Source organism: Flectobacillus roseus (genome assembly GCF_030056595.1).
Classification (GTDB): Bacteria; Bacteroidota; Bacteroidia; order Cytophagales; family Spirosomataceae; genus Flectobacillus; species Flectobacillus roseus.
In genome coordinates, this window is record NZ_JASHIF010000019.1 from 44,589 (window position 1) to 57,307 (window position 12,719).

The following is a 12,719-nucleotide window of genomic DNA, read 5'->3' on the forward strand; positions in this document are numbered from 1 at the left end:
ATTTTATTTATTTAGCTAATTCGCCGTACAAATCAAATTCTTCGGCTGAGGTGATTTTTACATCTGCAAAATCGCCTAAACGAACATATTGACTAGCTGGAATTAGGACTTCGTTATCTACTTCTGGTGAGTCGAATTCTGTTCTACCAATAAAATATCCTCCTTCTTTACGGTCAAAAAGCACTTTGTAAGTATTGCCAATTTTTGCTTGATTCAATTCCAAAGAAATTGCTTGTTGCAATGCCATAATTTCGTCGGCACGTTCTTGTTTTACTTCTTCTGGAATATCGTCTTCGAAAGTGTGAGAGTGCGTATTTTCTTCGTGTGAGTAGGTAAATACCCCAAGACGGTCAAAACGCATTTTTTCAACAAATTGATAAGTTTCTTCAAAATCCTCTTCCGTTTCACCTGGGTGACCAGAAATCAAGGTTGTACGCAAAGCAATATTAGGTACTTTGTCACGGATGGCGTGGATTAAATCTTCTGTTTTTTCACGAGTAATACCACGGCGCATTCTCTTCAATACCTCTGTTGAGCCACTTTGTAAAGGCATATCCAAATAGTTACAGATATTTGGTTTGGCAGCCATTACATCCAATACGTCCATTGGAAAGCCAGCTGGGTATGCATATTGCAAACGAATCCAATCCATACCTTCAATGTCTGATAGACGGTCGAGCAATTCAGAAAGATTACGTTTTTTGTAAATATCTAATCCGTAATATGTAAGATCTTGTGCAATAAGGATAAGCTCTTTTGTTCCTCTTTTTACCAAAGATTTAGCTTCAGTTACGAGCTCGTCGATTGGGCGAGAAACATGACCTCCACGCATCAATGGAATTGCACAAAACGAACATGGGCGATCACAACCTTCCGCAATTTTCAGATAGGCATAGTGTGCTGGAGTTGTCAACAAACGCTCGCCAATCAATTCATGCTTGTAATCTGCCTTAAGTGTTTTGAGTAATCGAGGCAATTCGTTTGTACCAAAAAAAGCATCTACTGTTGGGATTTCCTTTTCCAAATCATCTTTATAGCGGTGCGACAAACAGCCTGTTACGTACAGTTTATCAATAACTCCTGCTTCTTTGGCATCTACATATCGTAAAATCGTATCGATAGATTCTTGTTTGGCATTATCAATAAAACCACAAGTATTCACAATAACGATATTTGAATCGTCCTTTTTAGACTCGTGGCTTACATTCATACCATTGCCTTTGAGCTGAGTATAAATCACTTCAGAGTCTACCAAGTTTTTGCTACAACCTAATGTAACTATATTTACTTTATTTTTCTTTAACGTTTTCGTTTTCATTCAATTAGTTGCTTGAAAGTCGTTTTCTAGCTTAATAAAATTTGTAATTGCGAGAATTATCAGTTTTCAACATTTCTCCATTTTAATTAAGTCTGCAAAGTTACAACAAAAAACTTAGAAATGAGGATTTTGGCAAACTTGGGTCTGGAATCAAGTTTATAATTTATGTAAAAAAGGCTGTGAGAAACAAGTATCGTTTCTCACAGCCTTTTTTACAATTCTTCTACTTCAGTACTTACGCCCAATTCGGCAAATAGTCTTTCCCAATACGCCGAAACGGCTGGGTTATTGACACGAGTTGAGGCCGTTGGTTCAAAAGGTTTAGCAACAAATACCTGTATTGAAGTCAGGTTATTGAGATTTGCTTTTAAATTACTGGCATCTTCTCTGGCCCAACCTACTGCGGCGGCATCATCGACAGGAGGATTTTTGTGAAAATCGCGACGATGCTCGCCTTTCATGCTTTCGACCATGTCTGACAGATAATAGACCTTGACGTCATATCCTCTGGCAGCTTCTTTTTCAATTAATTCGAGCGAAGCCAGAATATCGGTACTTTCATTGCTACTCGAGGTATTGCGAGCGCTTAGTTGTTTCACGACTAGCTGCTTGAAAATACTTTTTTCTTTGCCCAAATCCAGTAAAAACTCTGTTTTGAGAGCTTCTGAGTCGTTGGCATTTGAGCCTTCAGTCTCCTCCATGTCGGTACGACTGATTACTTCTGCCACTTTGGCTTTTGCGGTGTTTTCATGGATAAAATACACAATTAACTTATCGCCTTTTCCTCTGATATTCTTCTCTACTAAGTCATTGATAATTTTTGTGTATTTCTCATTCGCAAAACCTTTATCCACATTTACGCTCACTGATTTATCGATAAATATCATAGAACAAACCTTTGTTTCGGGCAATGTGTTTTCTTGTTTTTTGTCTTGTCCTGAACAAGCCCAAAGTACAAGGCCCACCAATATGGAAAGGCCAAAACTTATCAACTTGCTCGGAAGTTTAAATCCGAGAAATTTCATTTTTCTTGTTTAACATTATATATGAGGATGATAAAATTACAATTCAAAATCCAAGAAGGTTCATCAAATTGACCAATCTATTGTGCAAACAGATAAACGGGCGTTTTGTCTTATGAATTGTAAAGTTAGCCATAGGTCATAAAGTACAAATGCTTCATTTCTTACTTCTGTGACCTTCCTACCGTCACCTGCTTCGATTGTACTAATCGCGCTACCGTGGTCGTTACCTTGCCATTTTCGGTTGTTGTATACTCCCAATTTAGTATTTTAAAAGGAAATTGGGCTTCGAATACAATACTAACTTTACGATGTTTTTCTGGATATTCTATCGTATAATTCTTCAAAACTTGCTTACTCAACGAATCTGTTTTCTCTTCAAGCGTAGTTTTGCATGAAATAGCTTCTACCTTTTGATTTGTACTACGAAGGTATTCAAGACTAGGAATCATTTCGGCTTCTCCGTCTGGTAAAGTCTGTGGATTCAGGCGTATACGATTCCAGATTTCGTCCTCGAGCCATGCCGTTTTTACACTAGTATCTTGTTGCGCTTTTGGTTGGAAATCACTTTTCCCTTTATACAAAAATGTTTGCCCCTGCCAATCCACTTGGCTGTATTCCTGCCCTTGTGTATTTTGTTTAGCATAATCTACCTTTAATGCATGAGGAAATACCACATAATTTGTGGGCGTAAAAGTAGAGTTCGTCAAAGAATATTCATATACTCCTGAGGCTATTTTCTGTATTAAATTTTGTTTGAGTACAGTTGTAGACGCAGATTTGTCAGATGAAGTAGTCTGCATACGTTTTTTTGTATCAAAATCTACCATCGTAAATACCAGTTGTATTTGACCTTTCTGCTGGCTTGTATCCATAGTTTGTGTTAATTCATAGGTATTAAGCTCCGACAATCCTGTATTCCAATATTGTTGAAAAGCTTGATCTTTGGCAAGAGGATTATCTTCTAACGGAGCGGTAGTATTAGTAGGTTTTTCTATTTGAAAAATAGTTGCTTTTTTAACAACAGCAAATAAGCAAGCCAAGATAATACAGAGAAAAAGGAAGTTTCCCCGAATCCATTTGTCGAGTATTTGTAGATTCATATCTAAGAAGTTTGTTGAATTGTTCCACAGCAAGTTACACATTTTAGTCAAAATCACTAACTTGTGTAAGGATGGTTAGGCGTATTTGTTTCTCACTTACCTTTTCCTATGACAAAAAGCCCCATCATCTTTCATTACTCATCAACCTTTATATAGCTCATGCATACAATTTTACGCATCAAACTCTTACTCCTGACACTATGCGCAGGCATCACTGCCATTGCCCAAATTCCCAAAGCTCCCTCACGTACGGAAGGCGAAGGTCAATTTAATCGCATGATTATTCGAGGGGTCAACGTCATCAACGGAACGGGCTCTCCTATGCAAGGCCCTTGTGATATTGTTATCGAGAAAAACAAAATTACCCAAATCAAGGTAGTGGGCTACCCGGGCGTACCTATTGACCCAAAAGATAGACCCAAAGCGGATAAAGGCGACAAAGAACTAGATTGTACTGGTATGTACGTGCTCCCAGGTTTTGTAGATATGCACGGGCATATTGGGGGGCGTTCGCAAGGTACGCCAGCCGAGTATGTATTCAAGCTATGGTTAGCGCATGGTATTACCACCATCCGTGACCCTTCGGCAGGAAATGGCTTGGATTGGGTACTAGACCAAAAGCAAAAGTCTGAAAAAAATGAAATCACTGCTCCTCGTATCTTGGCTTATACAGCCTTTGGTATGGGTTCAAAAGAAAGTATCACTACCGCAGATCAAGCTCGTGCTTGGGTGGAAGAAAATGCTAAAAAAGGCGCTGATGGTATTAAGTTTTTTGGCGCAAGACCCGAAGTTATGGATGCGGCTTTACGTCGCAATAAAGAATTAGGACTTCGCTCGGCTTGTCACCATGCGCAAGTAGATGTGGCTCGTTGGAATGTACTCAACTCTGCCAGAGCAGGCTTGACCTCAATGGAACACTGGTATGGTTTACCAGAAGCGCTATTTGATAGCCAAACGATTCAGGACTATCCTGCGGATTATAACTATGGCAACGAACAAAATCGTTTTGAAGAAGCAGGTAAACTTTGGAAACAAGCTGCCAAGCCAGGCTCAAAACGCTGGAATGAGGTTATGGATGAATTATTGAAACTTGATTTTACGATTGACCCCACTTTCAATATCTATGAAGCCAATCGCGAGTTAATGCTGGCTCGTCGTGCCGAATGGCATGAAGAATACACATTGCCTCAGTTATGGCGTTTTTATCAGCCTTCACGTGTTTCGCATGGCTCGTATTGGCAAGACTGGGGTACAGAGCAGGAAGTAGCTTGGAAAGAAAATTATCGTTTATGGATGAACTTTGTCAATGAGTACAAAAACCGTGGCGGAAGAGTAACCGCAGGATCTGACTCTGGCTTTATTTTCCAACTTTACGGCTTTGCGTATATCCGAGAGCTTGAGCTGCTACGAGAAGCTGGCTTTCATCCGCTTGAGGTCATTCGGGCGGCAACCCTCAAAGGTGCTGAGGCACTAGGTATGCAAGACAAAATTGGTAGTGTAGAGACTGGTAAGTTGGCAGATTTAGTGATTTTAGAAGAAAACCCTCTCAAAAATATCAAGGTTTTGTATGGTACTGGAGCCATTCACTTGACGGAAAGCAATGAAGTAAAACGTGTGGGTGGTGTAAAATACACCATCAAAGACGGCGTAATCTACGATGCGAAAAAACTCTTATCTGACGTTCGCAAAATTGTTGCTGAAGCGAAAAAGACTGAAAATTTTGAAATTTTTCAGCCAGGCCTAGAAAAGAAATAATCATTTAATTTTCAGGCATATAAGTCTGCAACAACTCTTATTTATCACGAAGCTCCTTGAAAAAACCAAGGAGCTTCGTGTTTTTTTATAGTGTAATGGTATGTTTTTTGAACCAGTTGGATTAATTAAAATCATTGAGTGAAGTGACAGTACTTATTTATCAAATATTTTATTGATAAAAAGGCTTTTTTTCTATTACTTTACTAAAGTCAAAAAAAGGATAATTCCTTATTATCCAAACCCATAAATCCAACTTCCTATGCTAAATCGTGTGTTATCCCCACTCAAAACATGGTCAGGTATTTGGCTATGCTTACTTTTTCTTAGCATGAGTAGTACATCTGTTCATTCTGCCGTAAGTAGTAAACTCCAACAAAAACCTTCGACTAGTGCTAAAGCTAAACCAAGCACCAGTTCCAAAACAACCACTAGTAGTAAATCCACTACTAAGAGTAAAAAGAAAAAAGGTAGTAAGAGTAAGCGAGTTGCCAAAGTAGATACAACAGACCTTGATCCTACTCAAGTAAAAGTTCCTTTATACCAAAATCCCTAGCCACAGGTCGGAACTGTTCGAAGGATTTTAAGCATCATCTATTTCGGATATCAGATCTTGGATTACGGAAGTACCACCTGCTTTTTTGACTCTTATTGTAGAAAAAGCTATGTAGTATGCCCTTATTTCCGAAATCAGGAATCCCAAATTAGCAATAGTTTGAAGCCCATCGTACATTACTAACCACAAGTCGCTCAGTGTCATTTCTAACACTCAATAGGGTAAGGTTTGTTCTCACTCCGATATTTCCTCCTTACTTCTTGGATTAGATAATAGGTATTCAATCACAACGACTGATTTAATAAAATTCTTTTAACATGAAAAAACTCATTTTTACTCTTTTTTTGCTCCTTAGTAGTATTATTGTAACCACAGCCCAAGATGTAAATACTGCATTACGTTACCTTAAAATTGCTAACACCCTCCGCGAAGTAAAACAATTTGACCAGTCTGAAGAATATCTCAATAAAGCATTGGGAATGGTTCGTGGACGAAACGAATATTGGGAAGCCGCTATTTATGAAAACCTTGGCTTCTTGTATCGTGATCAAGAAAATATCCTTGAGGCTTCACGTAACTTCTCCAAAGCGATTGATATCTATAAGAAATTGAAAATGGGTATGAGCGAAAAAGCTATTTCGCAATTACTCGATGGTTTGAAAGAAGCCGAAGAACTTTATGCAGGTATCGACATCGGCTCGAAAGGTGTAAAGTTAAGTATCATTGGGGTAACCGTTTCGCCTAAAAAAGGTGTTACTTACAACCTCAAAAAGAGTATGTCAATCAATACTGAGCCTAGTGCTTTGACTCCTCAAGCTATCAAAGAAACTGCCATTGCTATCAAAGACTTGGTCGATACTGCTACTGTTCGTAACAACGTATTGTCTGACCGTATGTTTATTGTGATGAGTAGTGGATTAAAACAAGCTACTGACAAACAGCCTGGCAAAGAAGCAGAAGTAATTGCTGCCATTCGTGAGGCCTTGAAAAATCCAAATCAAAAGATTGATATTATTTCGGCAGAAGACGAAGCTAAATTTGGAGCCCTTTCAATGGTAGCACCAGAATTACACTTGTCATCATCAGTAATGGATATTGGCGGTGGAAACATCAAAGGTGGCTATTTGTTGAGCCGTACCAAATTTGAAGCAGTGAACTTCCCTTATGGTACAAAGGCTTTTGTGAAAATTGTAAAGAAAAAATTGCCAGATGCTAATTTGGAGGAATATACCAAAGGAGTAAACGACGAAGTAAAAGTGGTTGGCGAAGAGTTAGCTCTTGAGCTTAATCGTAAAGTAGGTTTGAAAAATCGCAAAAACGTATTTTTATTAGGAGGTATCGTATTTGTGATGAACTCATTCTTACACCCAGAGCGTGCTGCGATTATCGGTCGTCCAGTAGAAGTAAGTTTGGAAGATATTCGTAAATTCCGTCAAATGAGCGCTAGTAGCTACGAGGAGTTGATCAACCCAGATTTTTCTCGCGTGACAGATCCAGCAGTTCGTGCTATTGCAGAAGAAGACGTTAAAAATATTACGACAAAAATCTATAACCAACAAGATATTATTGCTGGTGCGGCATTGTTAGAAACTTTGATTAAAGAAATGAACCGTGATGGCGTTCAGAAACGCTTCTACTTCATCAAAGGTGGTGACGTAGCATGGATTAGCGGATATGTATTCAAACTCATTTCTGACGAGTACCAAGCACGTAAGGAATAGACGAGTGGTGAATGATGAATTGTGAATTACTCATTCTTAATTCACAATTCATCATTCACCACTCACAATTCACTAAATCTCATTAGGCAGCATAGTGCAATTTATGTTGATTAACATGTAATAAGTTTTCGATTTTATGAACAGCAATCGAATAGGTTGCTTTTAGTGCTCCTACAGATGTTCCTGTTATTCTAGCAATTTCTTCATAGCGCATTTCATCAAAATAGCGCATATTAAAAACCAAACGTTGTTTATCGGGCAAAGTCATAATGGCATTTTGAAGTGCCAACTGAATATCATCTCCTGATATAAGTACATCATGATTATGGTCTGATGCAAATACCTCTGAAAAGTCTTCAATTTCGCAAAACTGCATTTTGCGTTTATTTCTCAAAAAATTGAGACATTCGTTGGTTGCAATACGGTATATCCAAGTAAATAATTGAGAATCGCCTCTAAAATTATCCAATCCTTGCCATACCTTCAAAAATACCTCTTGCGTCAAATCGTCTGCATCATCATGCGAAATGACCATTTTACGCACATGCCAATAAATCTTACGCTGATATTTTTGTATTAACCAATTGAATAGAGATAGTTTATCTTGGGATGGCTTCATAACACAAGGGAATAGATTTTGTATATGACAAATTTGCCCTTAAAAGCAAAAATGCTTTATGATGGTATTCATAAAGCATTCATGATTGTGGTCAGCCTTTTGGTAACTATAAGCTTTTCACTTCGCCTCCCAAGTTGGATCTGATACTCTTTTGACTAGGATTTCCTTTGTAGGTTAGCATACCTCCTGTACCTGCCGAAGCATCTAAGGATTGTGATGTGGCAACTTCGGCCATTCCTCCTGTATTGACTTTGGCATCGGTTTGTTCAGCTTTCAAGTCAAAAGCGTGCAATTGTCCTCCTGTATTTACACGCACAGACTGATATTTTGCTTTTCCTTCCAGATTGACAATAGCTCCTTGCAAACTTGCTACTTCGAGAGTATTGAGGTCTAAATCGGCTTTAATAATTGCTCCAGAGCTACCTTCTAGTATCAAATGGTTTCCTACTAAGACATTACCAAACTGCAACTCTGCACCACGACCACCCTTAATATTACTCAAATCGGCACTATATACCACTTTGACTTCATAGTAGCTTCCTGCGTTTGCCTTTTTATCTTTTTCGGTAAGTTGTTTAAAAATTTTTGTTTTTACCGATAATTCACCACCTGAGACGGAGATTGTCAAATCATCTAAACTGAGGTTTCCATGTGCCTCGGCTGTAACTTTATTGGTGCTCCCTTTTACGATTTCTACTTTCATAATACCCTGAAAGTCTACTTTAGTAAAAGCTTGAACGGTCATTTCTTGAGAGTTTTGAGCCCAAGCACTCACACTTACTAAGAGTATTGCTATACTCGCAATCAATATTTTTCTCATTTCTACACAAACTTTAGGTTAAACATTACATCCTAGATGTAAAAACTAACGAAGAAGTTGCATCGATAGTGTCAAAATTTAGTAAGTATCCATTTGTGGGTCTATTTCATAAGCCCAAGCATTGATACCCCCTGTGAGATTATAAAGATTATCGAATTGGTGATTTTGCTCCAAAAACTGAATAACCGAAGCCGAACGCATACCATGATGACAATACACCACTACAGGCTTGTCACGTGGGATATGTTTGATATTATTAGGGACATGATTCATCGGAATCAATACCGAATTGTCGAGATGACAAATTTCATATTCATTTGGATTACGAACATCGAGAAGAAATAAGTCCTCTTGAGCCTCAAGCTTCTCTTGTAATTCCTCAACTGAAAGTGTTTTCATAATATTTGTTTTACAGGCAATTTCCTCTTGTTCTTGTGTCTCAGACTGGCGAGCAAGTTGTTCGGCGTCTGGACGGCGTTTTACTTTTATTTTCCTAGAAGTATTTTCTAATAAATCTATCATCAAAAACTCACCGCTCAATACTTTGCCTATGCCTGTTACCATTTTTACGACTTCGTTGGCTTGGTACATACCTAGCGTGCCAGGCAAAATACCCAATACGCCAATAGTAGCACAGTTAGGAATTTCTAGTTCTGAGGGTTGTTCGGGAAACAAGCAACGATATGTAGGTCCTTGCTGACCACTGGCATCGGTGTAATTAAATACCGAAACTTGCCCTTCAAACTGATGGATTGCTCCATATACAAAAGGCTTATTGAGCTTGACACAAATATCATTAATCAAATAACGAGTTGTGAAGTTATCGGTACAGTCTACTACGATATCATATTGTTGGATATACTGAAGGGCATTTTCTTTTTTGAGTCTATGTAAAATGGCTTCCACTTCGATACTATCATTCATCGCCAAGAGGCGTTTGGTCGCCACTAATGCTTTGGGATTACCAATATCTTCGACTTTGTATAAAACCTGACGTTGAAGATTAGTCAAATCCACGGCGTCATTGTCGATAATTCCAATTTTTCCGATACCTGCTGCGGCCAAATAAAGAAGTACAGGACAACCCAAGCCCCCTGCTCCTACCACAAGCACTTTGGTAGATTTGAGTTTTTCTTGTCCTTCAATACCTATTTGAGGAAGTAATAAATGTTTTTGATAACGAGTTTTTTCAGAAGATGTCAGCATAGTATATTGAGGCTTTAAGTTGTCAGGAATCAATCGTATCACCGACAAGCAATAACTAAACGGTTATCGAGCGCTATTTTGTTTCATAAATTTAAAATAAAATGACGCTTCTAGGCTAATAGCTGTTGGCAATCAGCTTTTGGGTAAATATCTCTTAAAATCACAAACCCCAGACAAAACAAAAGCCTCTTCGCAATATAATTACGAAGAGGCTTTAAAATTGTCGGAGACAAGTATAACTAAACGTTCAATGTTCCTTTACGAGCAGCGTCAATCAAAGAAGCTTCCAAACCTTTCTTGTTGATTGTACGGATTGCTTTCGCTGAAACTTTCAAAGTTACCCATACACCTTCAGACTCTAAAAAGAATTTTTTAGTGTGCAAGTTTGGATAAAACTTTCTTTTAGTTTTGTTATTAGCGTGAGAAACGTTGTTACCCACTTGAGTTTTCTTTCCTGTTAATTGACAAACCTTCGCCATGATAAAAATGCGTTAATTGTTTATGTGTTAATCGCCTCACTATCAAACAATTCTTTACTATAATTGACCTTTCTACTAAATATTAATACATTTTTATCAAAAGGCTTTGTAATAATTCAGAATTAAACTTAATGCTGTATTCGGCGATGTAATAGACTTGATAATCAGTGTTTTCTGAAATTGGAACGCAAAAGTATGAATTATTTTGTAAACTAGCAATTTATTATGAAAAGATTTATGCTATCATATCAAGTTTTCGCAAATTCTATCGTTTTTGAAAGAAAACCTGCCAAATTTGTATATCAAATAATACCTTATGATAAAAAAGATCGCCACTTCTTTGCTTTGGCTCAGCAGTTTACCACTGTGTATGTACACCTTGTTTGCGTACTTTTTGGGCTATACCATCGTATGGGAACATTGGTTCGCGGGGTTTGTGATGATGTCCATTCCTATAGCCCAAGGCGCTTGTTTAATACTGGGGCTCATCTGGTTGTATATTCGTCCGTCCAGAGCTTGGGTATTTTTGATTATTTGGTTCATGGGCTGGCCTTTTACGGTACGTACCTTTCAGCTTTCGCCAAGTCATGACAAAACAGAAGACGACCTAAGTGTTTTGAGTTATAATGTATTTAGCTTTCAAGGGCTGAAGCCATCTGACAAAGAATCCTTGTTTGACTATGTCGAACACTTCGACGCTGATATCAAATGCTTTCAGGAGTTTAGTAAAACCTCTAACGAAGAGGGAAAATTTGCTGCGGATTTACTCAAAAAAGAATATCCCTACAGAGCCATCAATGCTGACCCAAAAGGTTATTACTCAACTTTAGTAATTTATTCAAAATATCCTATCATCAATAAAAAAGGTAAGGCTTTCCCTGGGAATAGTACAAGTAATGGGTACTTATTAGCTGATATTATTTTCAAAAAAGATACCATTCGTATTATCAACCTACAACTACAGTCTATGGGCATCCGTGTGGGGAAAGTAGCCCAAGCTTTCAATAAAAAAGATGAAGCCTTGGTAAAAACCGAAGGACGAGATATATTATCGTCTTTGAAGAAAGGCTTTATTGACCATGCGCGCGAAATTAAGTCTATCGAAAAGCTTATTGATGAAAGTCCATATCCTGTTATAGTTTGTGGTGATTTTAACGAACTACCTTATGGACTAGCGTACGGGCACGTGAGAGACAGATTAGAAAATGCTTTTGAGCGAGCAGGTAATGGATTTGGTTTTACGTTAAATAGAAGTCCTAAATTTGTTCGAATCGACAATCAGTTTTTTAGTGATAAAATAAAAATACAGTCTTTTACCACTCATAGCGAAATCAAATATTCTGATCATTATCCTATTTCGGCATCATATCAGTTACCTTAATTGGAGCTATCGGGTATCAGCTAAAATTCAAAACCTGTTAAAATTTATATCTCCATGGACATTATTCTGACTATTCTTGCGATTGGCTTATTACTTGGTGGTTTAGCTGGGGCTGTACTTCCTATCCCAGGTCCACCATTGAGTTTGGCAGGTATGTTTTGTTTACACTACACCCGCTTTGTCGAGTTCAATAAAAGTACCTTGGTGGTCTTCACTGTACTGACAGTAGCAATGGCTATTTTTGATTACTATGCACCCGTTTGGGGAACCAAAAAGTTTGGGGGAAGCAAATACGGTGCTATTGGGTCTACGATAGGTTTATTGGTCGGAATGTTCTTTATTCCAGCGGTTGGTATGTTATTAGGTGCATTTTTAGGGGCGCTAGTTGGCGAACTTATCAATGGGGCAGATTTCTCAAAAGCGTTGAAAGCTGCTATTGGTTCGTTCATAGGGCTTATTACGGGTATGGTCGGAAAAATTGCCTTATGTCTTGCCATGTTACTCTGGTCAGGCTTTGCTCTAGGTGAATATATTATGATTATGTTTTTTTGAGAAAACATAACGATTGCGGATTTAGGAGATATGAGAGCATGTTTGGAAATTTTATTTGGCATTTGTTAAAAAAACAAAATTTCCTATCGACACTCCTTACTTTTCTTGTCTTGACACAAGAAAAGTAACCGCAGCGGCGGCCGCAAAAGAAAGTCAAGAAATCCTAATCGGAGTGGCGAACCACCTCGCC

12 protein-coding genes are annotated in these 12,719 nt (G+C 38.2%); 5 read left to right on the forward strand and 7 right to left on the reverse strand.

All coding sequences use genetic code 11. The annotated features are described in order from the left end of the window. Positions 1–7: 7 nt before the first annotated feature. The 3 genes from rimO to QM524_RS19065 form a co-directional block, all read right to left on the reverse strand. Positions 8–1,318: a 30S ribosomal protein S12 methylthiotransferase RimO gene (rimO, locus tag QM524_RS19055; RefSeq protein ID WP_283345775.1), complete on the reverse strand. Its 1,311-nt coding sequence runs from the start codon at positions 1,316–1,318 to the stop codon at positions 8–10. Positions 1,319–1,530: 212 nt separating this feature from the next. Next, positions 1,531–2,343, reverse strand: a complete 813-nt coding sequence (locus QM524_RS19060) for a hypothetical protein (RefSeq protein ID WP_095160770.1) — start codon at positions 2,341–2,343, stop codon at positions 1,531–1,533. Between the two features lie 161 nt (positions 2,344–2,504). Then, the gene (locus QM524_RS19065) at positions 2,505–3,443 is read right to left on the reverse strand and encodes a hypothetical protein (protein ID WP_283345776.1); all 939 of its coding nucleotides are present in this window, start codon (positions 3,441–3,443) and stop codon (positions 2,505–2,507) included. 159 nt (positions 3,444–3,602) lie between these two features. Here QM524_RS19065 and QM524_RS19070 point away from each other — a divergent pair, with 159 nt between their 5' ends. From QM524_RS19070 to QM524_RS19080, 3 genes are all read left to right on the forward strand, one after another. After that, positions 3,603–5,198: an amidohydrolase family protein gene (locus QM524_RS19070; RefSeq protein ID WP_095160772.1), complete on the forward strand. Its 1,596-nt coding sequence runs from the start codon at positions 3,603–3,605 to the stop codon at positions 5,196–5,198. Between the two features lie 328 nt (positions 5,199–5,526). Further along, a complete protein-coding gene (locus tag QM524_RS19075) occupies positions 5,527–5,751 on the forward strand; it encodes a hypothetical protein (protein WP_166578246.1) in 225 nt (74 codons plus the stop codon). 317 nt (positions 5,752–6,068) lie between these two features. Continuing rightward, positions 6,069–7,472 (forward strand): tetratricopeptide repeat protein, encoded by a 1,404-nt coding sequence (locus QM524_RS19080; protein ID WP_095160774.1) that lies wholly within the window; start codon positions 6,069–6,071, stop codon positions 7,470–7,472. Positions 7,473–7,554: 82 nt separating this feature from the next. Here QM524_RS19080 and QM524_RS19085 read toward each other — a convergent pair whose 3' ends face one another. The 4 genes from QM524_RS19085 to rpmB all read right to left on the reverse strand — a co-directional run bounded on the left by QM524_RS19085 (position 7,555) and on the right by rpmB (position 10,596). Then, positions 7,555–8,091 (reverse strand): RNA polymerase sigma factor, encoded by a 537-nt coding sequence (locus tag QM524_RS19085; protein WP_095160775.1) that lies wholly within the window; start codon positions 8,089–8,091, stop codon positions 7,555–7,557. A 106-nt stretch (positions 8,092–8,197) separates the two neighbouring features. Continuing rightward, a complete protein-coding gene (locus tag QM524_RS19090; RefSeq protein ID WP_283345777.1) occupies positions 8,198–8,911 on the reverse strand; it encodes a head GIN domain-containing protein in 714 nt (237 codons plus the stop codon). 78 nt (positions 8,912–8,989) lie between these two features. Next, positions 8,990–10,117 (reverse strand): molybdopterin-synthase adenylyltransferase MoeB, encoded by a 1,128-nt coding sequence (moeB, locus tag QM524_RS19095; protein WP_283345778.1) that lies wholly within the window; start codon positions 10,115–10,117, stop codon positions 8,990–8,992. A 239-nt stretch (positions 10,118–10,356) separates the two neighbouring features. Further along, on the reverse strand, positions 10,357–10,596 hold the full coding sequence (rpmB, locus tag QM524_RS19100; protein ID WP_095160780.1) for a 50S ribosomal protein L28: 240 nt from the start codon (positions 10,594–10,596) through the stop codon (positions 10,357–10,359). 316 nt (positions 10,597–10,912) lie between these two features. Between rpmB and QM524_RS19105 the strand changes: the two genes are divergently transcribed. Continuing rightward, positions 10,913–11,977: an endonuclease/exonuclease/phosphatase family protein gene (locus tag QM524_RS19105; RefSeq protein WP_283345779.1), complete on the forward strand. Its 1,065-nt coding sequence runs from the start codon at positions 10,913–10,915 to the stop codon at positions 11,975–11,977. Between the two features lie 54 nt (positions 11,978–12,031). Beyond that, positions 12,032–12,529 (forward strand): DUF456 domain-containing protein, encoded by a 498-nt coding sequence (locus QM524_RS19110; RefSeq protein WP_095160782.1) that lies wholly within the window; start codon positions 12,032–12,034, stop codon positions 12,527–12,529. The last annotated feature ends 190 nt before the right edge of the window (positions 12,530–12,719 follow it).